Origin of the sequence: Streptomyces specialis, assembly GCF_001493375.1 — a bacterium.
Taxonomy (GTDB): Bacteria; Actinomycetota; Actinomycetes; order Streptomycetales; family Streptomycetaceae; genus Streptomyces; species Streptomyces specialis.
On sequence record NZ_LN929756.1, the window covers coordinates 1 to 25,051 of the forward strand.

23 protein-coding genes and 1 pseudogene are annotated in these 25,051 nt (G+C 72.9%); 17 read left to right on the top strand and 7 right to left on the bottom strand.

Annotated elements, in window-relative coordinates:
• Nucleotides 1-142, bottom strand: a pseudogene (locus BN2279_RS30075) (ECF subfamily RNA polymerase sigma factor, BldN family); the annotation flags it as partial.
• Nucleotides 143-389: 247 nt separating this feature from the next.
• On the bottom strand, nucleotides 390-1,328 hold the full coding sequence (locus BN2279_RS00870; protein WP_059005749.1) for an HAD family hydrolase: 939 nt from the start codon (nucleotides 1,326-1,328) through the stop codon (nucleotides 390-392).
• 83 nt (nucleotides 1,329-1,411) lie between these two features.
• Here BN2279_RS00870 and BN2279_RS00875 point away from each other — a divergent pair, with 83 nt between their 5' ends.
• From BN2279_RS00875 to BN2279_RS00910, 8 genes are all read left to right on the top strand, one after another.
• On the top strand, nucleotides 1,412-1,720 hold the full coding sequence (locus tag BN2279_RS00875) for a glutaredoxin family protein (protein ID WP_059005750.1): 309 nt from the start codon (nucleotides 1,412-1,414) through the stop codon (nucleotides 1,718-1,720).
• Nucleotides 1,721-1,949: 229 nt separating this feature from the next.
• Nucleotides 1,950-2,717 (top strand): redox-sensing transcriptional repressor Rex, encoded by a 768-nt coding sequence (locus BN2279_RS00880; RefSeq protein ID WP_059005751.1) that lies wholly within the window; start codon nucleotides 1,950-1,952, stop codon nucleotides 2,715-2,717.
• On the top strand, nucleotides 2,714-4,075 hold the full coding sequence (locus tag BN2279_RS00885) for a glutamyl-tRNA reductase (RefSeq protein WP_059005752.1): 1,362 nt from the start codon (nucleotides 2,714-2,716) through the stop codon (nucleotides 4,073-4,075). The genes BN2279_RS00880 and BN2279_RS00885 overlap by 4 nt, the downstream gene beginning before the upstream one ends.
• Entirely contained in the window at nucleotides 4,072-5,043 is a 972-nt protein-coding gene (gene hemC, locus BN2279_RS00890; protein ID WP_059005753.1) for a hydroxymethylbilane synthase, read from the top strand. Before BN2279_RS00885 ends, hemC begins: the two co-directional genes overlap by 4 nt.
• Nucleotides 5,040-6,800 carry a bifunctional uroporphyrinogen-III C-methyltransferase/uroporphyrinogen-III synthase gene (locus tag BN2279_RS00895; protein ID WP_234347242.1) on the top strand — a complete coding sequence of 587 codons (1,761 nt, stop codon included), beginning with the start codon at nucleotides 5,040-5,042 and terminating at the stop codon, nucleotides 6,798-6,800. Before hemC ends, BN2279_RS00895 begins: the two co-directional genes overlap by 4 nt.
• Nucleotides 6,797-7,780 carry a porphobilinogen synthase gene (gene hemB / locus BN2279_RS00900; RefSeq protein ID WP_059005754.1) on the top strand — a complete coding sequence of 328 codons (984 nt, stop codon included), beginning with the start codon at nucleotides 6,797-6,799 and terminating at the stop codon, nucleotides 7,778-7,780. The genes BN2279_RS00895 and hemB overlap by 4 nt, the downstream gene beginning before the upstream one ends.
• An 82-nt stretch (nucleotides 7,781-7,862) precedes the next feature.
• On the top strand, nucleotides 7,863-8,618 hold the full coding sequence (locus BN2279_RS00905; protein WP_059005755.1) for an SDR family NAD(P)-dependent oxidoreductase: 756 nt from the start codon (nucleotides 7,863-7,865) through the stop codon (nucleotides 8,616-8,618).
• Nucleotides 8,615-9,640 carry a serine hydrolase domain-containing protein gene (locus BN2279_RS00910; protein ID WP_059005756.1) on the top strand — a complete coding sequence of 342 codons (1,026 nt, stop codon included), beginning with the start codon at nucleotides 8,615-8,617 and terminating at the stop codon, nucleotides 9,638-9,640. Before BN2279_RS00905 ends, BN2279_RS00910 begins: the two co-directional genes overlap by 4 nt.
• On the opposite strand, the gene argS is transcribed toward BN2279_RS00910, so the two are convergent.
• Nucleotides 9,637-11,421: an arginine--tRNA ligase gene (argS, locus tag BN2279_RS00915; protein ID WP_059005757.1), complete on the bottom strand. Its 1,785-nt coding sequence runs from the start codon at nucleotides 11,419-11,421 to the stop codon at nucleotides 9,637-9,639. The genes BN2279_RS00910 and argS overlap by 4 nt on opposite strands.
• Nucleotides 11,422-11,585: 164 nt before the next feature.
• Between argS and lysS the strand changes: the two genes are divergently transcribed.
• Entirely contained in the window at nucleotides 11,586-13,292 is a 1,707-nt protein-coding gene (gene lysS, locus BN2279_RS00920; protein WP_059005758.1) for a lysine--tRNA ligase, read from the top strand.
• Between the two features lie 13 nt (nucleotides 13,293-13,305).
• On the opposite strand, the gene BN2279_RS00925 is transcribed toward lysS, so the two are convergent.
• The 3 genes from BN2279_RS00925 to BN2279_RS00935 form a co-directional block, all read right to left on the bottom strand.
• Entirely contained in the window at nucleotides 13,306-14,082 is a 777-nt protein-coding gene (locus tag BN2279_RS00925) for a hypothetical protein (protein ID WP_059005759.1), read from the bottom strand.
• 81 nt (nucleotides 14,083-14,163) lie between these two features.
• Nucleotides 14,164-14,859, bottom strand: a complete 696-nt coding sequence (locus BN2279_RS00930; RefSeq protein ID WP_059005760.1) for a hypothetical protein — start codon at nucleotides 14,857-14,859, stop codon at nucleotides 14,164-14,166.
• A 106-nt stretch (nucleotides 14,860-14,965) separates the two neighbouring features.
• Nucleotides 14,966-15,538, bottom strand: coding sequence for a hypothetical protein (locus BN2279_RS00935; protein WP_079031708.1), 573 nt, complete (start codon nucleotides 15,536-15,538; stop codon nucleotides 14,966-14,968).
• 116 nt (nucleotides 15,539-15,654) lie between these two features.
• Here BN2279_RS00935 and hemL point away from each other — a divergent pair, with 116 nt between their 5' ends.
• The 6 genes from hemL to ccsB all read left to right on the top strand — a co-directional run bounded on the left by hemL (nucleotide 15,655) and on the right by ccsB (nucleotide 22,223).
• Nucleotides 15,655-16,977, top strand: a complete 1,323-nt coding sequence (hemL, locus tag BN2279_RS00940; RefSeq protein WP_079031709.1) for a glutamate-1-semialdehyde 2,1-aminomutase — start codon at nucleotides 15,655-15,657, stop codon at nucleotides 16,975-16,977.
• Between the two features lie 73 nt (nucleotides 16,978-17,050).
• Complete coding sequence (locus BN2279_RS00945) at nucleotides 17,051-17,737, top strand: histidine phosphatase family protein (RefSeq protein WP_104530889.1); 687 nt, start codon at nucleotides 17,051-17,053, stop codon at nucleotides 17,735-17,737.
• 66 nt (nucleotides 17,738-17,803) lie between these two features.
• Complete coding sequence (locus BN2279_RS00950) at nucleotides 17,804-18,394, top strand: TlpA family protein disulfide reductase (protein ID WP_059005763.1); 591 nt, start codon at nucleotides 17,804-17,806, stop codon at nucleotides 18,392-18,394.
• 7 nt (nucleotides 18,395-18,401) lie between these two features.
• Nucleotides 18,402-19,145, top strand: coding sequence for a cytochrome c biogenesis CcdA family protein (locus BN2279_RS00955; protein ID WP_059005764.1), 744 nt, complete (start codon nucleotides 18,402-18,404; stop codon nucleotides 19,143-19,145).
• Nucleotides 19,146-19,148: 3 nt separating this feature from the next.
• Nucleotides 19,149-20,954 carry a cytochrome c biogenesis protein ResB gene (resB, locus tag BN2279_RS00960; RefSeq protein WP_059005765.1) on the top strand — a complete coding sequence of 602 codons (1,806 nt, stop codon included), beginning with the start codon at nucleotides 19,149-19,151 and terminating at the stop codon, nucleotides 20,952-20,954.
• A gap of 171 nt (nucleotides 20,955-21,125) precedes the next feature.
• Nucleotides 21,126-22,223, top strand: a complete 1,098-nt coding sequence (gene ccsB / locus BN2279_RS00965) for a c-type cytochrome biogenesis protein CcsB (RefSeq protein WP_059005766.1) — start codon at nucleotides 21,126-21,128, stop codon at nucleotides 22,221-22,223.
• 19 nt (nucleotides 22,224-22,242) lie between these two features.
• Here ccsB and BN2279_RS00970 read toward each other — a convergent pair whose 3' ends face one another.
• The gene (locus BN2279_RS00970) at nucleotides 22,243-22,593 is read right to left on the bottom strand and encodes a PLD nuclease N-terminal domain-containing protein (RefSeq protein ID WP_059005767.1); all 351 of its coding nucleotides are present in this window, start codon (nucleotides 22,591-22,593) and stop codon (nucleotides 22,243-22,245) included.
• A gap of 84 nt (nucleotides 22,594-22,677) precedes the next feature.
• Between BN2279_RS00970 and BN2279_RS00975 the strand changes: the two genes are divergently transcribed.
• Complete coding sequence (locus BN2279_RS00975; protein ID WP_059005768.1) at nucleotides 22,678-24,129, top strand: menaquinone biosynthesis decarboxylase; 1,452 nt, start codon at nucleotides 22,678-22,680, stop codon at nucleotides 24,127-24,129.
• Entirely contained in the window at nucleotides 24,126-25,043 is a 918-nt protein-coding gene (mqnP, locus tag BN2279_RS00980) for a menaquinone biosynthesis prenyltransferase MqnP (RefSeq protein WP_059005769.1), read from the top strand. Before BN2279_RS00975 ends, mqnP begins: the two co-directional genes overlap by 4 nt.
• Nucleotides 25,044-25,051: the final 8 nt, after the last annotated feature.

Genomic DNA, 25,051 nt, shown 5'->3' on the forward strand with positions numbered 1-25,051 from the left:
GGAGAGGTGGATAAGAGGAAGGGACAGGTGTGGCGAGGGGGGGGACGGCATACGCGAGGGGGACGAAGGTGCGCAGCCGGTCGGTGACCGACGTGCGCAGCGTAGCCAGGCCCGAGGCGTCAACCCCGACGTGTGGGTACACGGGACTCCCAGAGGCTTTAGCTTCCAACACGTGCAGTGTCGGATCCGTCACCCGACGCCTGCGTCTGAGGAGGATAACCCTTCGTGCAGACGACACTACGCCTAGTTGGGAAAATCGCCGATTGGGTTCGAGGTGTTACCGGTTGTGGCCGGTGCGCCACGCAAACGCCATGGCATAGCTGATCGTAAAGTGACCTGCATTGTCAAAAGCGTGACAGATTTCGACCGAGGTGCCCCGGCCGGACCGGCTACCTGCGGCGTCGCTGGAGAGCCAGGGCCGCGACCGCGCCGCCGGCCACCGCGCCGGCGCCGGCCGCCGCGGGAACGCCGATCCGGGCCGCCTTCCGGCCCGTGCGGTAGTCCCGCAACCGCCAGCCCTGCTCGCGGGCGTGGGCGCGCAGCTTCTTGTCGGGGTTGATCGCGTAGGGGTGACCGACCAGGGAGAGCAGCGGGATGTCGTTGGCCGAGTCGCTGTAGGCGGCGCACCGCTCCAGGTCCAGGTCCTCCGCCTCGGCCAGCGCCCGCACGGCCACCGCCTTGGCCGGGCCGTGCAGCGGCTCGCCGACCAGCCGGCCCGTGTAGACGCCGCCCACGGACTCCGCCACGGTGCCCAGGGCGCCGGTGAGGCCCAGCCGCCTGGCGATGATGGTGGCCGTCTCCACCGGCGCCGCCGTGACCAGCCAGACCCGCTGGCCGGCGTCGAGGTGGGCCTGGGCCAGCGCGCGGGTCCCCGGCCAGATGCGGCCCGCCATGTACTCGTCGTAGATCTCCTCGCCGATCGCCATCAGCTCCGAGACGCGGTGGCCGCGCACGATCGACAGCGCGCTGTCCCTGGCGTCCTGCATGTGGCCGGTGTGCTCGGCGCCCGCCATCCGGAAGTACGCCTGCTGCCAGGCGAACTTGGCCAGCTCCCGCTTGCGGAAGAACTTGCGCTTGTACAGACCGCGGCCCAGGTGGAAGATCGCCGCGCCCTGCATCACGGTGTTGTCCAGGTCGAAGAACGCCGCCGCCTTCGGGTCCCCGGTGGACGGGAACTCCGGCTCCGGCGCGGCCTGTCGCGCGGCTTCGGCCGCCGCCTTGCCCGCCAGCTCGCTGCGCTCGGTCGCGGCGCGCCTGCGCGCGGCGAGCCACCCCCGGCGGGCGGCGGCCAGGGAAGGATCATGTGTGGGGGAGTTGAGCCCGGCCATGCTGTGAGCATAGCCAGTCCACACACAAACCCCCGTGGCCCGGGAATGACGCCGGGGTGACCGGGCGGGGCACAATAAGGGCCATGACTCCCCTCCTCCGCCCGCGCCGCACGCCCCGGGAGACGACGCCGGAGGCGGACGCCGCGCCCGCCCCCCGGCGTCTGGTGACCCTGATCGGCAAGCCCGGCTGCCATCTGTGCGACGACGCGCGGAAGATCGTCGCCGAGGTGTGCGCCGAGGTGGGCGCGGACTGGGAGGAGAAGGACATCACGCGGGACGCCGAGCTGCACCGGAGGTACTGGGAGCAGATCCCGGTGGTGCTGGTGGACGGCGACCAGCATGACTTCTGGCGCGTCGACCGGGGGCGATTGCGGCGCGCCCTGGGCGCTTGACCGGCCCGGGAGGATGGATCGGGACCGTTTTCCGCCATGTGGTGCCATACGCGAGGAGTGTGACCCGGTGTCCCTGTTGGCTCCTGTGGCACCGGTCACTTTGGCCGGACAAAACGGACAGAGTCTTTGTGCACGCGTTCACAAGGACATAGCCTGGGCCGGACGGAGCGGTTCCGGCGCGTGCCACGCCCTGGACCGCCCTCCGCTTGGCCCGACCGGCAGGAGCACCGTGGCAACTGGCCGAAATCACCGACCGGCGACCCGTAGCCGAGGAATCCCCGAGGCGACCGTCGCCCGGCTTCCGCTGTATCTGCGGGCGCTGACCGCGCTGTCGGAGCGCTCGGTGCCCACGGTCTCCTCCGAGGAGCTGGCGAGCGCCGCCGGGGTCAACTCCGCGAAGCTCCGCAAGGACTTCTCCTACCTGGGCAGCTACGGCACCCGCGGCGTCGGGTACGACGTGGAGTATCTCGTCTACCAGATCTCCCGCGAGCTGGGGCTCACCCAGGACTGGCCCGTGGTGATCGTCGGAATCGGTAACCTCGGCGCCGCCCTCGCCAACTACGGCGGCTTCGCCTCCCGCGGCTTCCGCGTCGCGGCGCTCATCGACGCGGACCCGTCGATGAGCGGCAAGCAGGTCGCCGGGATCCCGGTGCGGCATGTCGACGAGCTGGAGACGATCATTCACACGAACGGGGTCTCCATCGGCGTCATCACCACCCCTGGGGGTGCCGCCCAGCAGGTGTGCGACCGGCTGGTCGCCGCGGGCATCACCTCCATCCTGAACTTCGCCCCCACCGTCCTCCAGGTGCCCGAGGGCGTCGACGTGCGCAAGGTGGATCTCTCCATCGAGTTGCAGATCCTCGCGTTCCACGAGCAGCGCAAGGCCGCGGAGGACCTGTCCCGCGAGACCGCCGCCCCCGATCGGATGCGGGTTCCCGCGGAGCAGCGGGGCGAGCAGGGCCCGGAGGGAGACGTACCGGCGGTGATGCCGGCATGACGCTGCTCGTCATCGGGCTCAGCCACCGCAGCGCGCCCGTCAGCCTGCTGGAGCGCGCCGCGCTCGCCCCCGACGCCCGCGGCACGCTGCTGCGCGACGCCGTCGCCGCGACCGGCACCGGACCGGCCGGCACCGGGACGACCGCCGTGGTCGAGGCCGCCGTGCTCTCCACGTGCAACCGGATCGAGCTGTACGCCGAGGTGGACGGCTTCCACACCGGCGTCTCCGAGCTGACCGCGCTGCTGGCCCGGCACAGCGGCGTCGCCCTGGCCGAGCTCCAGCCGTACCTGTACACGCACTACGAGGACCGCGCCGTGCGCCACCTGTTCACGGTGGCCTGCGGGCTGGACTCGATGGTGGTCGGCGAGGGCCAGATCCTCGGCCAGATCAAGGGCGCCCTCGCCCTCGCCCAGGACGAGCAGACGGCCGGCCGCCTGCTGAACGAGCTGTTCCAGCAGGCGCTGCGGGTCGGGAAGCGGGCGCACAGCGAGACCGGGATCGACCGGGCCGGGCAGTCCCTGGTCACGTTCGGCCTGGAGCAGCTCGCCGACGGCCGGGACGTGGCCGGCTGGGTCAGGGGCGGCCGGGCGCTGGTGATCGGCGCCGGATCGATGTCCTCGCTCGCCGCGACCACCCTGGCCCGCACCGGTGTCGCCGAACTGGTGATCGCCAACCGCACCCTGGAACGCGCCGAGCGGCTCGCCGCCGCACTGGACCAGGACGGCGGCCCCAAGGCCCGCGCGGTGCCGATCAACGCCATCTCCGTCGCCGCCGAGCTGGCCCTCGCCGACGTCGTCGTCTCCTGTACGGGCGCCACCGGGCTGGTCCTGACGGCCCCCGCCGTGGCGAACGCGATCCGCGAGCGCGACACCCCCCTCGCCGTGCTCGACCTGGCCATGCCGCGCGACGTGGACGCCGCCGTCCACCGGCTGCCCGGCGTCCGGCTGGTGGACATCGAGTCGCTCGCCTCCGCCTCCGCCGACGCCCCGATGGCCGCCGACGTGGACGCCGTGCACACGATCGTCACCGAGGAGACCTCCGCCCTCGGCGCCGCCCGCCGCGCGGCCCACATCACGCCCACCGTCGTCGCGCTGCGCGCCATGGCCTCCGACGTCGTCGCCGCCGAGCTGGCCAGGCTCCACGGCCGGCTGCCCGACCTCGGCGACAAGGAGCGCGAGGAAGTCGGCAGAACCGTCCGCCGCGTCGTCGACAAGCTGCTCCACGCGCCGACCGTGCGCGTCAAGGAACTGGCCGGGGAGCCCGGCGGCGACCACTACGCGGCGGCGCTCCGGCAGCTCTTCGACCTCGGCCCGCTCTCCGCCCTCGCGGCCGGCACACCCGAACGGGAGCGCTCGTGAACGCCCCCCGCGCCCTGCGGCTGGGCACCCGGCGCAGTCCGCTGGCCCTGTCCCAGTCCTCGACCGTCGCCGAACAGGTCCGGCGGATCTCCGGGCGGCCCGTCGAACTGGTCGAGATCACCACCTACGGCGACGTCTCCCGCCGCAGCCTGGCGCAGATCGGCGGCACCGGGGTCTTCGTCTCGGCGCTGCGCGACGCGCTGCTCGCCGGGGAGATCGACTTCGCGGTGCACTCCCTGAAGGACCTCCCGGCCGTGCAGCCGCCCGACCTGGCCCTGGCCGCGGTGCCGCCGCGCGCCGACGCCAGGGACGCGCTCGTCGCCCGCGACGGGCTGACGTTCGAACGGCTGGCCGTGGCGCCCGGCCGCCCGCGCGTCGGCACCGGCTCACCGCGCCGCATGGCGCAGCTCAACGCCTGGGCGAGAGCCTTGGGTTGCGAGATCGAAACGGTCGCGATCAGAGGGAATGTCGATACGCGAATCGGGTACGTCCGCACCGGCGAGCTCGACGCGGTCGTGCTCGCCGCCGCCGGACTGCACCGCATCAACCGGGGTGACGAGATCACCGAACTCATCTCCCCGGACATCGTTCTGCCCGCCCCCGGCCAGGGGGCGCTGGCGGTCGAGTGCGCCGCCACGAACACGGCACTCACCGCCCTGCTCGGCGAGCTCGACGACCCGCGCACCCGGGTCGCCGTGACCGCCGAGCGCACTCTGCTCGCCGCCTTGGAGGCCGGCTGCAGCGCCCCCGTGGGCGCTTTCGCCGACCTCCTGGCCGACGGGCAGACCGTCACCGAAATGCGCCTGCGCGGCGTCGTCGGCACCCCCGACGGAGCCACCCAGGTGCAGCTGTCCACCACCGGTCCCGTACCGGCGTCCGACGAGGAGGCGGCGGCCATCGGCCGCGGGCTCGCCGTCGAGATGCTCGCCAAGGGCGCGGCCGGTCTGATGGGGGAGCGAGCACATTGAGCCCCACCACGAGCCCCACCACCGCAGGCCCCATGGGCACCGCCGGCGCCGTAGGCGCCACGAGCACCGCGGGTGTCCCCACCAGCACGGTGGACATCCCGCGGGCCGCGCGCGCAGAGCCGTGCGGCACTCCTCTCGGACACGTCACCTTCCTCGGTGCGGGACCCGGAGATCCGGGTCTGCTCACGTTGCGCGCGGTCGACGTCCTGGCGCAGGCCGATGTGCTGATCGCCGACGCCGAGGCGTACGAGGTCGTGCGCGCGCATCTCGCGCCGGGCACGGAAACCCCGTTGCAGGGCATCGGCGAGGACGGGTCCACCGTCTCCACGGTCCGGGCCGGGGCCGACCACATCGCCGATCTTGTCATGCGGGCCGCGCGCGGCGGCAAGCGGGTGGTGCGTGCGGTCGCCGGCGACCCCGGCATGGACACCGACGCCACCGCCGACATGCTCGCGCTGGTCGCCGAGGGCATCACCTTCGAGGTGGTCCCCGGCATCGCCAACGCGGTCGGCGTCGCCGCCTACGCGGGCGTGCCGCTGCGCGACTCCGAGGGCGGCGACGTGCGGTTCGTCAACGCCGCCTCGGCCGACGACCGCTGCTGGAACGAGGTCGGCGCCAGCGACGCGACCGTCGTCGTCAGCACCACCTTGGACGCGGTCGCCGTGACGGCCTCCCGGCTGGTCTCGGCGGGCCGCAAGCCCGACACGCCGCTGTCGGTCACGGTCGCCGGCACCACCACCAGGCAGCGCACGTGGACGGCGACGCTGGGCACGGTCGAGCGGACCCTGAAGGCCGCGAAGGTCCTGCCCGCCGCCGACGCGGACCGCCCGGCGATAGCGGTCGTCGGCGAGCGCAGCGCGCCCGCGCAGCGGGAGCGGCTGGCGTGGTTCGAGTCCAAGCCGCTGTTCGGCTGGAAGGTCCTGGTGCCGCGCACCAAGGAGCAGGCGGCGTCGCTGTCGGAGCAGTTGCGCTCCTACGGCGCGGTGCCCAGCGAGGGGCCGACGATCGCCGTGGAGCCGCCGCGCACGCCGCAGCAGATGGACCGGGCGGTCAAGGGCCTGGTCACCGGGCGGTACGAGTGGATCGCGTTCACCTCGGTCAACGCGGTGCGGGCGATCCGCGAGAAGTTCGAGGAGTACGGCCTGGACGCGCGGGCGTTCGCCGGGATCAAGGTCGCCGCCGTCGGCGAGCAGACCGCCCGCGCGCTCCAGCGGTTCGGGGTGCGGCCCGATCTGGTGCCCAGCGGTGAGCAGTCGGCCGCCGGCCTGCTGGAGGACTGGCCGCCGTACGACCCGGTCTTCGACCCGATCGACCGGGTGTTCCTGCCGCGCGCCGACATCGCCACCGAGACCCTGGTGGCCGGTCTGGTCGAGCTGGGCTGGGAGGTGGACGACGTGACGGCCTACCGGACCGTGCGGGCGTCGCCGCCGCCGGCGGCGACCCGGGAGGCCATCAAGGGCGGCGGTTTCGACGCGGTGCTGTTCACGTCGTCCTCGACCGTGCGGAATCTGGTCGGGATCGCGGGCAAGCCGCACAACGTGACGGTGATCGCGTGCATCGGCCCGGCCACCGCGCGGACCGCCGAGGAGCACGGCCTGCGGGTGGACGTGATGGCGCCCGAGCCGTCGGTGCACGCGCTGGCCGAGGCGCTGGCCGCGTTCGGCGCGGAGCGGCGGGCGGCGGCCCTGGAGGCCGGTGAGGTGCTGAAGCGGCCCAGCGAGAAGCGACCGCAGCGGAGGAGGACCAGGACGCCGTGACGTTCCCCGATGTGCGGCCCCGGCGGCTGCGCACCACCCCGGCGATGCGGCGGATGGTCGCCGAGCACCGGCTGCACCCGGCGGACCTGATCCTGCCCGCGTTCGTCCGGGAGGGCGTCACCGGCCCGGTGCCGGTGGCGTCGATGCCGGGCGTGGTGCAGCACTCGCGGGACTCGCTGCGGAAGGCCGCCGTCGAGGCGGCCTCGGCGGGGGTCAGCGGGATCATGCTGTTCGGCGTGCCGGAGGACGCGAAGAAGGACGCGATCGGGTCGCCCGGCACGGACCCGGACGGCATCCTCCAGGTCGCGCTGCGGGACGTCCGGGCGGAGGTCGGCGACGCGCTGGTCGTGATGTCGGACCTGTGCCTGGACGAGGTCACCGACCACGGGCACTGCGGCGTGCTGGACGACCGGGGCCGGGTGGACAACGACGCGACGCTGGAGCGGTACGCGGAGATGGCCGTCGTCCAGGCCGAGGCCGGGGCGCACGTGCTGGGCCCCAGCGGCATGATGGACGGCCAGATCGGCCACGTGCGGCGCGCGCTGGACGCGGCGGGCCACCAGGACGTGGCGCTGCTGGCGTACACGGCGAAGTACGCGTCGGCGTTCTACGGCCCGTTCCGCGAGGCGGTGAACTCGTCGCTGAAGGGCGATCGCAAGGCGTACCAGCAGGACGCGCCGAACGCGCGGGAGGCGCTGCGCGAGCTGGAGCTGGACCTCGCCGAGGGCGCGGACATGGTGATGGTGAAGCCGGGCCTGCCGTACCTGGACATCCTGCGCGCGGTCGCGGACGCCTCCCCGGTGCCGGTGGCGGCGTACCAGATCTCCGGCGAGTACGCGATGGTCGAGGCGGCGGCGGAACGCGGCTGGCTGGACCGGGACCGGGCGATCGAGGAGACGCTGACGGCGTTCAAGCGCGCCGGGGCGAACCTGATCCTGACGTACTGGGCCACGGAGTTCGCCCGGCGCCTGGCCCCCTGACGGGCCGCCCGCCCGGCGGGCGGCATCATGGGGGTGTCCGCCGTCCCCGCCGGCCGGGGCGGGGAACGACAGGAGGCACACCGTGAGCACGCCCACCGCCGTCATCACCGGAGCCAGCAGCGGGATCGGGGCCGCGACCGCGCGGGGACTGGCCGGGGCCGGGTTCCGGGTGGTGCTCACCGCGCGGCGCGGGGACCGGATCGAGGCGCTGGCCGGGGAGCTGACGCGGGCCGGGCACGCGGCCGAGGCGCGCGTGCTCGACGTCACCGACCGGGCCGCCGTGGACGCCTTCGCCGCCGCGCTGGACCGCTGCGACGTGCTGGTGAACAACGCGGGCGGCGCGCTCGGACTCGACCCCGTGGCCACGGGCGACCCCGCCGACTGGCAGGCCATGTACGAGGTCAACGTGCTGGGCGTGCTCCACATGACGCAGGCGCTGCTGCCCGCGCTGACCGCGTCCGGCGCCGGGACCGTGCTGGTGGTGACGTCCACCGCCGGGCACGGCACGTACGAGGGCGGCGCCGGGTACGCCGCAGCCAAGCACGGCGCGCGGGTGCTCGCCGAGACGCTGCGGCTGGAGATCGTCGGGCGGCCCGTGCGGGTCGTGGAGATCGCGCCGGGCATGGTGCGGACCGACGAGTTCTCCCTCACCCGGTTCCGGGGCGACGCGGCGCGCGCCGCCAAGGTGTACGAGGGGGTCGCCGAGCCGCTGACCGCCGAGGACGTCGCGGACACCATCACCTGGGCCGTGACCCGCCCGCCGCACGTCAACGTGGACCTGCTCGTCGTCCGCCCCCGCGCGCAGGCGTCCAACACCAAGGTGCACCGCGAGGCATGAGCGCCCCGCCCACCGGGGTCGCGGCCGGGCTGGTGTCCGCCGCCGAGGCGTTCATGGCCGGGCCCGAGCCGTCGTATCCCGGGTTCGTGCTGCTCGCCGCCCGCCGCGGTGCCGTCCTCGCACACGAGGCGCGCGGCTGGGCCGTGAGCCACGGCGGCGCGCGGGTGCCGATGGCGCGGGACACGGTGTTCGACATCGCCTCGCTGTCGAAGCTGTTCACCGCCACGGTGGCGGTGTGCCTGGCCGAGCGGGGCGCGTTCGCGCTGGACGAGCCCGTCTGGCGCGGGGTCACGGCCAAGGCCCTGCTCACCCACACCAGCGGCCTGCCGGCCGTGATCGACCTGGGCCCGTACCCGGACGACGCGGCCCGCCTCGCCGCCATCGACGCGCTGCCGCTGACCCCCGGCCGCCGGGTCTACTCCGACCTCGGGTTCATCGTGCTCGGCACGGTGCTGGAGCGCGTCGCCGGACGGCCGCTGGACGCGCTGGTCGCGGAGCTGGTCACCGGGCCGCTGGGCATGACCGACACCGGCTACCGCCCCGGCCCGGCCGTCCACCACCGCGTCGCCGCCACCGAGGACCAGCCGTGGACGGGACGCGGCGTGGTGCGCGGCACGGTCCACGACGAGAACGCGTACCACCTCGGCGGTGTCGCCGGTCACGCCGGGCTGTTCTCCACCGCCCGCGACCTGGCCGTCCTCGCGGGGACGGTCCTCGACGGCGGCTGGTACGGGCCGGTGCGGATTCTCGGCGAGGCGTGGACGCGGCGGATGACCCGTGAGGGCCTGGGATGGCAGCCGGGCCCGCGGGACTGGATGGGCGCGCTGGCGTCACCGGCCGCGTCCGGGCACACCGGGTTCACGGGCACCAGCCTGCTGGTCGACCCGGTCACCGGCGTGGTGCTGGTGCTGCTGACCAACCGCGTCCACCCCACCCGCGCGCGCGGCCGGGACGGCGCCTACCGGCGCGCCGTCGCCGACGCGCTGGCGGCGGCCCTGGCCCCGGCGGGGCCGGAGGGCTAGAGCCGCTCGGGGGTGTGGATGCCGAGCAGGGCCATGCCCTGGCGCAGGGTGCGGGCGGTCAGCTCGCACAGGAACAGCCGGTTCTCCACGGTGGCCGCGTCCCCGGCGCGCAGCACCGGGCACTGGTCGTAGAACGTCGTGTAGTGCGACGCCAGCGCGTACAGGTAGGCGGCGAGCCGGTGCGGCTCGTACGTCTGGGCCACGTCGGCGAGCGTCGCGGCGAACTCGTCCAGGTGCAGCCCGAGCGCCCGCTCGGCCGGGGCCAGCGGCAGCTCGGGGTGGGCCGCCGCCGTGGCGCCCTCCTGCCCGGCCGCCCGGCGCAGGATGGACTGGATCCGGGCGTGGGCGTACTGGAGGTAGACGCTGGTGTTGCCCTGGAGCGACACCATCCGGTCGAGGTCGAAGATGTAGTCCTTCGTGCGGGACGTGGACAGGTCGGCGTACTTCACGGCGCCGATGCCGACCTCGGTGGCCCGCTCCGCGACCTCCGCCTCGCCGAGGTCCCGCGCCTTCTCCGTGACGACCCCGGCGGCCCGCTCGACCGCCTCGTCCAGCAGGTCCATCAGCCGCACGGACTCGCCGGACCGCGTCTTGAATGGCTTGCCGTCCTTGCCGAGGACCGTGCCGTACGCCAGGTGGTGCGCGACCCCGTCGGGCAGCCAGCCGGCGCGCCGCGCGGTCTCGAAGACCATCTTGAAGTGCAGGGCCTGCCGGGCGTCCACGATGTACAGCACGGTGTCGGCGTGGAGCGTGCCGATCCGGTCCCGGATCGCGGCCAGGTCGGTCGCCGCGTAGCCGAAGCCGCCGTCCGCCTTCCGCACGATCAGCGGGACGGGCCGGTCGTCGGGGCCCTTGACGTCGTCGAAGAACACGCACAGCGCGCCGTCCGACCGCACGGCGACGCCGGACTCCTCCAGCTCCCGCGCGAGCGTGGCGAGATCGTCGTTGTACGCCGACTCGCCGACCACGTCCTCGTCGGTGAGGAGGACGTCGAGCTTCCGGTAGACGGCGTTGAAGTAGATCTTCGACTCGTCCACGATCCTCTGCCACAGCGCCCGGGTCTCCGGGTCGCCGGCCTGGAGATCGACGACCCGCCGGCGGGCCCGGTCCTTGAACGCGGCGTCGGCGTCGAACAGCTCCCGGGACGCCTTGTAGAGCCGGTTGAGCCGCGACATCGCGGCGTTGCCGCTCTCCGCGGCCTCCGGACCACCGCGCTCCGCGTCGTGGTCCAGCTCGTGCGGGTGCTCGATCAGGTACTGGATCAGCATCCCGAACTGGGTGCCCCAGTCGCCGATGTGGTTGCGCCGGATGACCTTCTCGCCGCGGAACTCCATGATCCGCACCAGCGCGTCACCGATGACCGTCCCCCGCAGGTGGCCGACGTGCATCTCCTTGGCGACGTTCGGCTGCGAGTACTCGATGATCATCGTGCCGGGCCGCTCGGCGTACGGCACGCCGAGCCGGTCGTCGGCGGCGCGGGCGGCGAGGGTCCGGGTGATCGCCTCGTCGCTGAGCGTGATGTTGAGGAAGCCTGGTCCGGAGACCTCGATCTCCTGGATCAGCCCGTCCCGGTCGACCTCGCCGACCACGCGGCCGGCCAGCTCCCGCGGGTTCCCCCTGAGCCGCTTGGCCAGCGCCAGCAGTCCGTTCGCCTGGAGGTCCGCGCGGTCGCTGCGGCGCAGCAGCGGGTCCGCGTCGGCGGCGGACTCGGGGAGCGCGGCGGCCAGCGCGTCGCTGAGACGCTGGTGGACGGCGGTGGTGAGAGAGGGCACCGGGGTCATGCCCAGCAGTATCCCACGGTGCCGCCACGGCCTTTCCTCGGCTTTTCCCCGGCTTTCCGCTCGGCTCCGGGCGGCTCCGCCCGGTGAACGCGGCGGGAGAGCGGGCCCGGAGGGGGTGGAAGAATGGCCCCCGACAGGCCGGAAGCGAAGGAAGTGCCGAACCGATGGGCCAGACGACCCCCGAGACCGACTGGGTCTCCCGACTCGCAGACGAGGTCATCGCCGAGGCGGAGCGCCGGGCCCCGAACAAGCCGGTCGTCTGCGCCTCGGGGCTGAGCCCCTCGGGCCCGATCCACCTGGGCAACCTGCGCGAGATCATGGTCCCGCATCTGGTCGCGGACGAGATCAAGCGGCGCGGCGTCCCCTGCGTGCACCTGCTCTCGTGGGACGACTACGACCGTTTCCGCAAGGTCCCGGCCGGGATCGACCCGTCGTGGAGCGAGCACATCGGCAAGCCCCTGACGTCGGTCCCGGCGCCGCCCGGCAGCCCGTACGCGTCGTGGGCGGAGCACTTCAAGGCGCCGATGATCGCCGCGCTGGCCGAGCTGGGCATCGAGGTCCGGGCGATCAGCCAGACCGAGCAGTACACGTCGGGCGTCTACCGCGACCAGATCCTCTTCGCGATGCGCGAGCGCCGCCGGATCGACGCCGTGCTGGCGCGGTACCGCACCAAGCAGGCCGAGCAGGCGCCGGAGCCGGCCGACGAGACGGAGCAGGCGGCCGTCGAGGGCTCGGGCGCGGCGAGCGAGGACGACGGCAGCGCGGGCGACGCCGGGTACTACCCGTACAAGCCGTACTGCTCGGTCTGCGACAAGGACCTCACCACCGTCACGTCGTACGACGACGACACCACCGAGCTGCGGTACGTGTGCGCGTGCGGCCACGACGAGACGGTGAAGCTGTCGGAGCACCGCCGCGGCAAGCTGGTCTGGAAGGTGGACTGGCCGATGCGGTGGGCGTACGAGGGCGTGATCTTCGAGCCGTCCGGCGTCGACCACCACTCGCCCGGCTCCTCGTGGGTCGTCGGCGGGCAGCTCGTGACGGAGATCTTCGGCGGGAAGCAGCCCATCGGCCCGATGTACGCCTTCGTCGGCATCAGCGGGATGGCGAAGATGTCCAGCTCCAAGGGCGGTGTGCCGGTCGCCGCGGACGCCCTGGAGATCATGGAGGCCCCGGTGCTGCGCTGGCTGTACGCGCGGCGCCGGCCGAACCAGTCGTTCAAGATCGCCTTCGACGGCGAGATCCAGCGCGTCTACGACGAGTGGGACGCGCTGGGCCGCAAGGTCGCCGACGGCACGGCCCAGCCGGCGGACGCCGCCGCCCACGCGCGGGCGGTGGGCACGGCCGCGGGCGCGCTGCCCGCGACGCCGCGCCCCCTGCCGTACCGGATGCTGGCCTCCGTGGTGGACATCACCACCGGCGACGAGGAGCAGACGCTGCGGATCCTCGGCGAGCTGGACCCGGAGCACCCGGTCCGTTCGCTGGACGAGACCCGGCCGCGGCTGGACCGCGCGGCGCGCTGGGTGGAGACCCAGATGCCGGCGGAGGCCCGTACCCGGGTCCGCGAGGTGCCGGACGCCGAGCTGCTGGCGTCGCTGGACGAGCGGCAGCGGGAGTCGCTGCGGCTGCTGCTGGCGGAGCTGTCGGGGCACTGGTCGCTGGACGGGCTGACCACCCTGGTCTACGGCGTGCCGAAGATCCAGGCCGGGCTGGCGCCCGACGCGAAGCCGACGCCGGAGCTGAAGGTGGCGCAGCGCGGCTTCTTCGCGCTGCTGTACCGGCTCCTGATCGGCCGCGACACGGGCCCGAGGCTGCCGACCCTGCTGCTGGCGGTGGGCGCGGACCGGGGGCGCGCCCTGCTGGGCGGCTGAACGGCGGAGGCGGTCAGGAGTCCTGCTGCTCGCCCTCGGGCTTGTCCTCGTCCGTTTCCGGCTGCTCCTCCTGGCCCTCGGCGGGGGCCTCCTCCGCCGAGGCGTCCAGGGTGGCGACGACCTCGCGGGCGGCGGTCTCCGCCGCCTCCCGGATGCTGTCGGCGCTCGGCATGTCGTCGCCCTCGAAGCCGACGCCCGAGTAGTCGAGGGTGATGACGACGTTGCCGGTGCGGGCGACGATCCGCTGCTGGCGGAACTCCTGCTCGCCCTCCTCTTCGGTCTCCTTGACCACGGTGTAGGCGATCGAGGTGGCGGCGTCGCCGGTCTCGCCCAGCTCGGCCGACTCGACCCCCGTGTTGGCCTCGTCGCCGGTGACCTCCTCGACCATCTGCTGGAGGTACTCACCGGCGCGCTCGTCGCCGCTGCCGAGGGCCACGTCCGACTCGAAGCGCCGCAGGGCGACGGTGAGGGAACGGAACTGGTACTCGTCCAGGCCGCTCCACAGGCAGGCCCCGGAGGTCGCGGTGTCGGTGGAGGTGAGGGTCTCGCCCTCCTTCGGGTCGGCCTCGGGGACCACGTCGGCGACGACGTCCTCGCCGAGGACGGAACACGCCTCCGGCAGCGCGGCGAATCTCACCGGCTCGGGCGTCGGGGCCACGCTCCGCGGCGCCTCGTCGGAGGTCTTCTCGTCGGAGCCGGAGTCGGAGGACGAGCAGCCGGCCGCGAACAGTACGGGCACGGCGGCCCAGGCCAGCGTGCGGACGGCGAGTCGCGATGCGGTGCGGTTCATGGTCTTTCTTCGCTCCAGGGACGGGGTTCTGTGCGGGGCCACGGTACGCCCGCCCGCGGCGGGGGCCGGTCGTGGCGCGCGTCAGCCGTCGAAACCACCCGCGAGCTGCCGTGCCACGGTCTGGGCCCGCTGCTGGAGCAGGGCGCTGTCGAGCTCGGCGTCGGTCACGTTGGTCGAGACGACGTAGTCCACGGTGACGATAACGTTCGCGTTGCGGAACGCGAGAGTGACGTCGCGCCGCTCGCCCGCGTCGAGGCTGGTCAGCCGGTCGTCGAGGAAAGCGACGTGACCAATGCCATCGAGAACGCGGGAGCCGGGCTCCTCGCCGGGCGGGGTCGTGGTGCCGTCGACCTGCTCGACGCCGGTCACCGGGATACCGGCCTCCGCCGCCCGTTCCTCGAACTCCGCCGCGGCCTCGTCGTCGTCGCTGACGGCCGGGTCGTAGGAGACGATCCGCTGGAAGTCGACCGACAGGCGGTGGCTGCCGGTCGGGGTCACGGTGTGCCAGGCGCACCCGACGCGGCGCCCGCTGTCGAACGTCGCGTCGGCCTCGCCCTCGTACGCGTCGGTGTCGCCGCCGGGGAGCAGTTCGCGGAGGGTGTCGCCGTCCACCGCGCCGCACGGCTCGGGCAGTCCCGAGTACCGGCCGGGCTGGGCCACGTTCGCGGTGCCGGGGCGGCTGGAGTGCGACGTGCCGTCGGTGCCGCTCAGGGCCGTGGAGCAGCCGGCCGTCAGCGCGCCGGCCGCCGCGGCGGCCAGCGCGGTGGCGCGCGCCATGGATACTCTGCGTGCCCTGCGGTGCACGGACCGCCTCCCTCGCTCAAGCTCGCTGGTCGCTGGGGAACCATGTCTACCGCAGCGGGCCGGCGAACACGAAGCGGGGTCAGGGCCAGACCAGGCAGTACGGCTGGTGGCCGGCCTCGTGGAGGCGGCGGGAGAAGTCCTGCCACTCGTTGAGGAGCTTGTAGACGCCGAAGGCGTCGCTCGGGCCGCTGCGGTCGGGGACCGTGGACCAGATGAACGCGGCGGCGCCCACGGTCTCCTCACCGACCCCGCGCAGCGGGTCGACCACGGTGGTGGGCAGCTTCACCACGGCGTAGTCCGGGTGGAGCACGACCAGCTCCAGCGGGGGCACCCGGTGCAGCGGTATGCCCTCGATGCCGGTGAGCACCATCGCGGCCATGGTCTCCGGCTTGATCCGGGTGAACATGCCCTGGCCCAGCTCGTCGCCGCCCAGCTCCTCGGGCCGCATCGACAGCGGCACGCGGGCGGCGGTGGCGCCGTCGGGCGCCCCGAAGTATTTGTATGTCACGGCCATTCGTCCGCCTCGGCCACGGAACTCGAAATCGCCGTTCTCCGCCTTGCGGCGGTGGCGCCCCCTGCGGGCACGCGCGCGGGGCACGGGCTCCGGTCCGACGTCCTCGGTTCCCTCGCCGATCTCGCCACCGCGCTGCATGTCACCACCTGACTTTTCGCGACCCCCGCCGCGCGACCCGATCATCGTTTGAGAGACCTCCCCTTCCACACGGCGGCGAAACGCGCCGTCACCGAGCTGTAAGGGGCTCTGTCACCATGGACCGCGTGACTGAATCCTACGAAGCCCCAGTCTCCCAGACGCTCTTCGCTCGCGCTGCCCGCGTGACCCCCGGCGGCGTGAACTCTCCGGTGCGCGCCTTCGGCGCGGTGGGGGGTACGCCCCGGTTCATGGTGTCCGGTGCGGGTCCGTACCTGACGGACGCCGATGGCCGGGAATATGTGGACCTGGTGTGTTCCTGGGGACCGATGATTCTCGGTCACGCCCACCCGGCGGTCCTGGAGGCGGTCCGGACGGCCGCCGTGCGCGGCACCTCCTTCGGCGCGCCCACCCCCGGTGAGGTGGAGCTGGCGGAGGAGATGGTCGCGCGGGTCCCGCCGGTCGAGCGGGTGCGGCTGGTCTCGTCGGGCACCGAGGCGACGATGTCCGCGATCCGGCTGGCGCGCGGCTTCACCGGCCGGGCCAAGGTCGTGAAGTTCGCGGGCTGCTACCACGGCCATGTGGACGCGCTGCTGGCCGCCGCCGGCTCCGGCGTCGCGACGTTCGGCCTGCCCGACACCCCGGGCGTCACCGGCGCGCAGGCCGGGGAGACGATCGTCCTGCCGTACAACGACCTGGCCGCCGCGCGCGCCGCGTTCGAGGCGCACCCCGGCGAGATCGCCTGCGTCATCACCGAGGCGGTGCCGGGCAACATGGGCGTGGTGCCGCCCGCGCCCGGCTTCAACCAGGGCCTGGCCGACCTGTGCGCCGCGCACGGCGCGCTGCTGATCTCCGACGAGGTCATGACCGGGTTCCGGATCAGCCGCCAGGGCTGGTTCGGCGTCGAGGGCGTGGTGCCCGACCTGATGACGTTCGGCAAGGTGATGGGCGGCGGCTTCCCGGCGGCGGCGTTCGGCGGGCGCGCCGACGTCATGGAGCGGCTGGCGCCCGCCGGGCCCGGCTACCAGGCGGGCACCCTGTCGGGGAACCCGGGGGCCACGGCGGCCGGGCTGGCCCAGCTCCGGCTGCTGGACGACGCGGCCTACGCCCGTCTCGACGCCGTCTCGGCGGAACTGCGCGGCCTGGTCACGGCGGCGCTGACGAAGGAGGGCGTGGCGCACACGGTCGGCGCGGCGGGCAACATGTTCTCCGTCTTCTTCACCGAGGGGCCGGTCACGGACTTCGCCTCCGCGAAGGCGCAGGAGGCGTTCCGCTACACCGCCTTCTTCCACGCCATGCTGGAACGCGGCGTGTATCTGCCGCCGTCCGCCTTCGAGGCGTGGTTCGTGTCCACGGCCCACGACGAGCAGGCGCTGGAACGGATCGCCGCCGCGCTCCCGGCGGCGGCCCGTGCCGCGGCCGAGGCCGGGGCAGGCGGGTAGGGAACGCGGGAGAGTGAGCGACGCCATGAGCCAGTCAGACATACCGGCCACGGACAGCGGGGACAGCGCGGACATGAGCAGCGACGAGCGGACGGTCGTCCATGTGGTGCGGCACGGCGAGGTGGAGAACCCGACCGGGGTGCTCTACGGCCGGCTGCCGGGATTCCATCTCTCCGGACTCGGCCGGCGCATGGCCGAGCGGGTCGCCGAACACCTCTCCGGACGTGACATCACTCACGTCGTGGCCTCTCCGCTGGAGCGGGCGCGGGAGACCGCCGAGCCCATCGCCAAGGCGCACGGGCTGCCCGTGGCGACCGACCGGCGGCTGATCGAGGCGGGCAACGTCTTCCAGGGCAAGACCTTCGGCGTCGGCGACGGCGCGCTGCGCAGGCCGGAGAACTGGCGCCACCTGCGGAACCCGTTCCGCCCGTCCTGGGGCGAGCCGTACGTCGAGCAGGTCGTCCGGATGAAGGGCGCCCTCGACGCGGCCAGGGACGCGGCGCGCGGCCACGAGGCGGTGTGCGTGAGCCACCAGCTCCCGATCTGGATCCTGCGCAGCTTCGTCGAACGGCGCCGGCTGTGGCACGACCCGCGCACCCGCCAGTGCACGCTGGCGTCGCTCACCAGCTTCACCTTCGCCGGTGACGACATCGTCTCCATCACCTACACCGAGCCCGCGCTCGACCTCGTCCCCGTCCATCTGCGGGCCGGTGCCAAGCCCGTCAAGGGGGCCGGCATGAGCAAGGGATACGGTGCCTGACCAGGGAGGCAATCGGGACAAGGGGGGCGCCCGAGATCGCCGCGGAGCGCATGGGAAACTTTTCACATGATCCAGTTCCGGGCTGTCAGTGTGGCCCTGGCCGGGGCCGTGACCGCGGCGCTCGCGCTCACCGCGTGCTCCGGCGACCAGGCCGGTCCCTCCGGTGGAAACAGCAACATCGTGCAGGGCACGGGTGAGATCACCCAGGTCGCGGCGGACGAGCGCGACGCGGCGCCCGACCTGTCCGGCGAGACGGTCGACGGCGACTCGCTGAGCCTGTCCGACTACCGGGGCCAGGTCGTCGTCGTCAACATCTGGGGCTCCTGGTGCGCGCCCTGCATCGCCGAGGCCGACAACTTCGTGCGCGTCGCCGAGGACACCGCCGACCAGGACGTGCAGTTCGTCGGCATCAACACCCGCGACCGCTCCCGCGAGAACGCGGCCGGTTTCGAGCGCACCCACAACGTGCCCTACCCGAGCCTGTACGACCCCGACGGGCGGCTGCTGCTGGAGTTCCCCCGCGGCAGTCTCAACCCGCAGGCGATCCCCACGACGCTGATCATCGACCGCGAGGGCCGCATCGCGGCGCGCGCGCTCAAGCCCCTCACCGAGGAGGAGCTGCGCGCCGCCCTCGAACCCGTGATCGCCGAGGGATGACGCGGCCGTGGACTACAACCAGACGGTTCTGAGCGGGGCGCTGCTCCTGGCGCTGCCGGTGGCGCTGCTCGGCGGGCTGGTGTCGTTCTTCTCGCCGTGCGTGCTGCCGCTCGTCCCCGGCTACCTCTCCTACGTGACCGGCGTGGGCGGCGCGGACCTCAAGGAGGCCAGGCGCGGCCGGATGTTCCTGGGCGCCTCGCTGTTCGTGCTCGGGTTCTCCGCCGTCTTCGTCTCCACCGGCGCCTTCTTCGGCGGGATCGGCGCCGAGCTGCTGGAGCACCAGAAGACCCTGACCCGGGTCTTCGGGGCGCTGACCATCGTGCTCGGGGTGATGTTCGCCGGGCTGCTGCCCCGGCTCGGCGGCCGGGAGTTCCGTTTCCACGTCAAGCCGGGCGTCGGGCTGGCCGGGGCGCCGATGCTCGGCGTCGTGTTCGGCATCGGCTGGACCCCGTGCATCGGGCCGACGCTGGGCGCGGTGCAGCTCCTGGCGTTCAGCGAGGCGACGGCGGCGCGCGGCGCGCTGCTCACGTTCGTCTACTGCCTGGGCCTGGGCCTGCCGTTCATCGTGGCGGCGCTCGCCTTCCGCCGGACCCTGGGCGCGTTCGGCTGGATCAAGCGGCACTATGTGTGGGTCATGCGGCTGGGGGGCGGCATGCTGATCGTCACCGGACTCCTCCTCGTCAGCGGCCTGTGGGCCGACATGGTGTACGAGATGCAGGTCTGGTCATCCGACTTCGGCGTTTGGATCTGACAGATGGCGAGCAAGGCCGACGACGGCACCACGCGCACCGAGCCCCTGGCCGACGAGGCGACGGCCGCGGCCGGGCTGTCCACCGCCCCGGCCCAGGACGAGGAGGCGGCGGACGAGGCCGGCGCGGCGGTGCCCGGCTCGTTCGGCGGCGTCCGCGGCCCCGGCGCGGGCGGCTGGGCCCGCTGGCTGCTGCGCGAGACCACCGGCTGGGCGCGCTGGACCTGGCGGCAGCTCACCTCCATGCGCGTCGCGCTGATCCTGCTCTTCCTCCTCGCCCTCGCCTCGATCCCCGGCTCGCTGATCCCGCAGGACGAGGTGGACGCCACCCTCGCCCAGGAGTTCCGCGCCAACAACGAGAGCCTGTCCGGCCTCTACGACAAGCTCCAGTTGTTCGACGTCTACTCCTCGGTGTGGTTCTCGGCGATCTACACCCTGCTGTTCGTCTCCCTGATCGGCTGCATCGTGCCGCGGACCTGGCAGTTCGTCGGCCAGCTCCGCGCCCGCCCGCCGCGCGCCCCGCGCCGCCTGACGCGGATGCCCGCGTACACGACGTGGCGCACCGACGCCGAGCCGGAGCGGGTCCTGGACGCCGCGCACGGGCTGCTGCGGCGCAAGCGGTTCCGCGCGCACCGCGCGGAGGGGCCCGGCGGCGCCCATGTCGCCGCCGAGAAGGGATACCTGCGGGAGGCCGGGAATCTGGTCTTCCACCTCGCGCTGATCGTGATGCTCGTCGCGTTCGCCGCCGGCCGGCTCTATTACGCCGAGGGCGGCAAGCTGATGGTGACCGGGGAGGGCTTCACCAACAACCTCATCCAGTACGACGACTTCGAGTCCGGCAGCCTCTTCGACGTGGACGACCTGGAGCCGTTCGGGTTCCGGCTCGACGAGTTCCACGCCGACTACTCGCGCGACAGCGTCGATCTGGGCACCGCGACCCAGTTCCGCGCCGACATCACCTACTGGACGGCGGGCGGCGAGGAGCAGGACGCCTCCATCGAGGTCAACCACCCGGTGCACGTCGGTGACGCCCGCATCCGGCTCCTCGGCCACGGCTACGCGCCCGTCGTCACCGTCACCGACGGGCAGGGCCAGACGGCGTTCAGCGGGCCGGTGCCGTTCCTCCCGCAGGACCAGGCCCTCAGCTCGACCGGTGTGATCAAGGTCAGCGACTACGTCGGTCCGGACGGCGAGCCCGACCAGCTCGGCTTCCAGGGCTTCTTCAACCCCAGCTTCGCCCTCGACGACGTGCGCGGCCCGCACTCCACGTTCCCCGAGCCCGACCTGCCGGTGCTGACGCTCAACGCCTACCACGGTGACCTCGGCATCAACTCGGGCCTGCCGCAGAACGTGTACCAGCTCGACACCACCAACATGGAGCAGTTCCGGGACGCGTCGGGCGAGCCCGTCCGCTTCAACCTGCTGCCCGGCGAGTCCTTCGAACTGCCCGACGGCATGGGCACCCTCACCTACGAGGGCTTCGAGAACTGGGCGACGTTCCAGATCACCACCAAGGCCGGCAATGACTGGGCGCTGGGCGGCGCGCTCGCCGCGGTCGCCGGTCTCGCCCTCTCCCTGCTGCTCCAGCGCCGCCGCGTGTGGGTGCGGGCGTACGCGGACGACGACGGCCGCACCGTGGTGGAGATGGCCTCGCTCGGCCGCACCGAATCCGCCAGGATTCCCGAGGAGCTGGCCGACCTCGCGGCCCGTCTCCAGCCGGACGCCCCGCTGATCCCCGACCCGGACCCCGCAGACCCCGCCGATCCCGCAGACCCCGCCGAATCCGCAGCCGCGCAAGGAGCACGTCCCTGATCCATGTCTCTTATACACATCCCCGCGCCCGCCCGCCGGCGTCCGTGTGGGGCCCGCCGCCCCCGCGCCCCACCCACAGGGGCCCCCCCACACGTCACCCCCCCGCGCCCCCGGAGACCCCGCCGATCCCGCAGACCCCGCCGAATCCGCAGCCGCGGAAGGAGCACGTCCATGATCCTCGCCGCCAACGAGGGCCTCGCCGACTTCAGCGACATGCTGATCTACGCGTCGATGGCCGTCTACACCCTGGCGTTCCTCGCCTACACCGCCGAGTGGATCTTCGGCAGCCGCAGCAAGGTCGCCCGCCCCGCCGCCGCGCTGACGGCCGCGCCGGCGGAGGCCGGGGCCGAGGGCGCGGCGGCGCGGCGGCCGGTGGTGACCGTCCGGAAGAACGGCACGACCAGCGTCCTCGACCGCCCCGAGGTCGTCCCCCGCTCCGCCAGCCCCGCCCGCGACGCGGTCCCCGACGGCCCGGGCGCGGCGGGCGGCGACGAGCAGGGCGACCCGTACGGCCGGATCGCCGTGTCGCTGACCACCCTGGCGTTCCTGCTGCACTTCGGCGGCGTGCTGTGCCGGGCCCTGTCGGTCTCGCGCGGGCCGTGGGGCAACATGTACGAGTTCTCCACCGCCTTCTCGGCCGTCGTCGTCGGCGCGTTCCTCTGCTTCCTCCTCGCCAAGCGGAACGTCCGCTGGCTCGGCCTGCCGCTGGTCACGACCGTGCTGCTCGACCTCGGCCTGGCCGTCACGGTGCTGTACACGGAGAGCACGCGGCTGGAGCCGGCCCTCGACTCGATCTGGATGTGGATCCACGTCCCGCTGGCGATCATCTGCGGCGGCCTGTTCTACCTGGGCGCGGTGACCAGCGCGCTGTTCCTGTTCCGCGACCGGTACGAGGCGAAGCTCGCCGCCGGGGGCCGGCCGCGCGCCGTCACGGCCTCGGTGATGGAACGCCTGCCGTCGTCGGTGAACCTCGACAAGTTCGCCTACCGCATCAACGCGGCGGTCTTCCCGGTGTGGACGTTCACGATCATCGCGGGCGCGATCTGGGCCGAGTACGCCTGGGGCCGGTACTGGGGCTGGGACCCGAAGGAGGTCTGGGCGTTCATCACCTGGGTCGCCTACGCCTGCTACCTGCACGCCCGCGCCACGGTCGGCTGGAAGGGCCGGAAGGCGGCCTACCTGGGCATCGCCGGATTCGTGTGCTTCATCATCAACTACTACGGCGTCAACATCTTCTTCGACAGCCTGCACTCCTACGGCGGCGTCTGAGCGGACCGCCCGCCCGGCGTCACGTGGTGCCGGGCGGGTTCTCCTCGTCGCCGTCGTTGCGGCGTGACTCCTCCTCGCGGCGGCGCTCTTCCTCCCGGGTCTCCTTCAGGGAGCGGAGGAAGTCGGGGTTGTCGTCCGGGGCGACCCAGCCGCCGGAGCGCCGGTGGCCGAGCGCGCCACGGCCGGGGACCGCGCGCTTGCGGCCCACGAAGATCCAGGCCAGCGGGCCGACGACCCAGGCCAGGACGATGAGGAAGATCCAGATCAGCTTCGGGAGATGCCTGATCTCCTCGTCCCGGGAACTGATGCAGTCCACCAGGGCGTAGATGGCCAGCGCCAGCGGGACCAGAAACAGCAGCACCCTCAGCATGGTAGCCCCCTGGGAGAGACGGACCGGGCCCGAGCGAGGCCCCCTGACCAGCCCCAGGGTAATGCGTCCGGAATACTGAACGGCATGGCATACGACGATCTCCGTTCCCTGCTCAAGGCCCTGGAACGGGACGGCGACCTCAAGCGGGTCAAGGCCGAGGTCGATCCCCACCTGGAGGTGGGGGAGATCACCGACCGGGTGAACAAGGCGGGCGGCCCGGCGCTTCTCTTCGAGAACGTCAAGGGCTCGGACCTGCCCCTGGCCATGAATGTCTTCGGCACCGACCGTCGCATGCTCAAAGCCCTCGGCCTCGGCGCGTACGAGGAGATCGGCGAGAAGATCGCCGGGCTGCTGAAACCGGAGCTGCCCCAGGGGTTCGTCGGAATGCGGGAGGCTTTCGGCAAACTCGGCGCCATATCGCACGTGCCCCCGAAGAAGGTGAAGCACGCGCCCGTGCAGGAGATCGTCCTCAAGGGCGACGAGGTGGACCTGACGGCGCTCCCCGCGCTCTTCACCTGGCCCGAGGACGGCGGCTCGTTCTTCAACCTGGGCCTGACCCACACCAAGGACCCGGAGACCGGGATCCGCAACCTCGGCCTCTACCGGCTCCAGCGCCACGACCGGCGCACGATCGGGATGCACTGGCAGATCCACAAGGACAGCCGGAACCACTACCAGGTCGCCGCCCGGCGCGGCGAGCGGCTGCCCGTGGCCATCGCGTTCGGCTGCCCGCCCGCCGTCACCTATGCCTCGACGGCTCCGCTGCCCGGCGAGATCGACGAGTACCTCTTCGCGGGATTCGTGCAGGGCAAGCGCGTGGAACTGGTGGACTGCCTGACCGTGCCGCTCCAGGTCCCGGCCCACGCCGAGGTGGTGCTGGAGGGCTGGCTGGAGCCGGGCACCACGCTGCCGGAGGGGCCGTTCGGCGACCACACCGGCTTCTACACGCCGCGGGAGCCGTTCCCCGCGCTGACGATCGACTGCGTCACCATGCGGAAGAAGCCGCTGTTCCAGTCGATCGTGGTGGGCCGCCCGCCGACCGAGGACGGGCCGCTCGGCCGGGCCACCGAGCGTTTCTTCCTGCCGCTGCTGAAGATCATCATCCCGGACATCGTGGACTACCACCTCCCCGAGGCGGGCGGCTTCCACAACTGCGCGATCGTCTCGATCGACAAGAAGTACCCGAAGCACGCGCAGAAGGTGATGTCGGCCGTCTGGGGCGCGCACATGATGTCGCTGACCAAGCTGATCATCGTGGTGGACGCCGACTGCGACGTCCACGACCTGCACGAAGTCGCCTGGCGGGCGTTCGGCAACGTGGACTACGCCCATGACCTGCTCCTCACCTCCGGCCCGGTCGACCATCTGGACCACGCCTCCTACCAGCAGTTCTGGGGCGGCAAGGCCGGCGTGGACGCCACCGCGAAATGGCCCGAGGAGGGCTACACGCGCGACGGCGGCTGGCCGCGGATGATCGTCTCCGACCCGGCGACGGCCGAACGAGTGAGCCGCCGCTGGAAGGAGTACGGGCTGTGACCGCGCAGGCGGTCACCGACGGCGACCAGGACACGCCGGGTCCCGGACGCGTCCGGGCGTTCCTGCGCCTGGTGATGATCGAGCACTCCGTCTTCGCCCTGCCGTTCGCGTACATCGCCGCGCTGACCGCGATGCACCTGGACGACGAGTCGGTGCACTGGGCCGAACTCGCGCTGGTCACCGTCGCGATGGTCGGGCTGCGCACGTTCGCCATGGCGGCCAACCGGATCATCGACCGGGAGATCGACGCCCGCAATCCGCGCACCGCCGGGCGGGAACTCGTCACCGGCGCGGTGTCGGTGCGCACCGCGTGGACCGGCGCGCTGGTCGCGCTCGTCGTCTTCGTCACCGCGACCGCCCTGCTGAACCCGCTCTGCCTGGCGCTGGCGCCGGTCGCGGTGGTCCCGATGGTGGTCTATCCGTACGGCAAGCGGTTCACGGACTTCCCGCACGCCATACTCGGCCTGGCCCAGGCGATGGGCCCGGTCGGCGGCTGGCTCGCGGTGACCGGCGCCTGGTCGTGGGACGCCGCCATCCTCGGCGCGGCGGTCGGGCTGTGGATCGGCGGGTTCGACCTCATCTACGCCTGCCAGGACGTGGCCGCCGACCGTGTGCAGGGCGTCCGTTCCGTTCCGGCGCGCTTCGGCGTCGCGGGCGCGCTGTACGGGGCGCGGGCCTGCCACGCGGTGACGACGGCGCTGCTCGTCTGGTACGCGGTGGCCACGGACGGCGGGCCGCTGCTGTGGACGGGCCTCGCGGTGGTCGCGGCGGCGTTCGTGTACGAGCACGCGATCGTCGGCCCGGACGACCTCAGCCGCGTCAACCGCGCGTTCTTCACGGTGAACGGCTTCGTCGGGATAAGCCTGTTCGTCTTCGCCCTGGCGGACCTGATCACGCGGGGGCTGGGGGTCTAGGCTTCCCC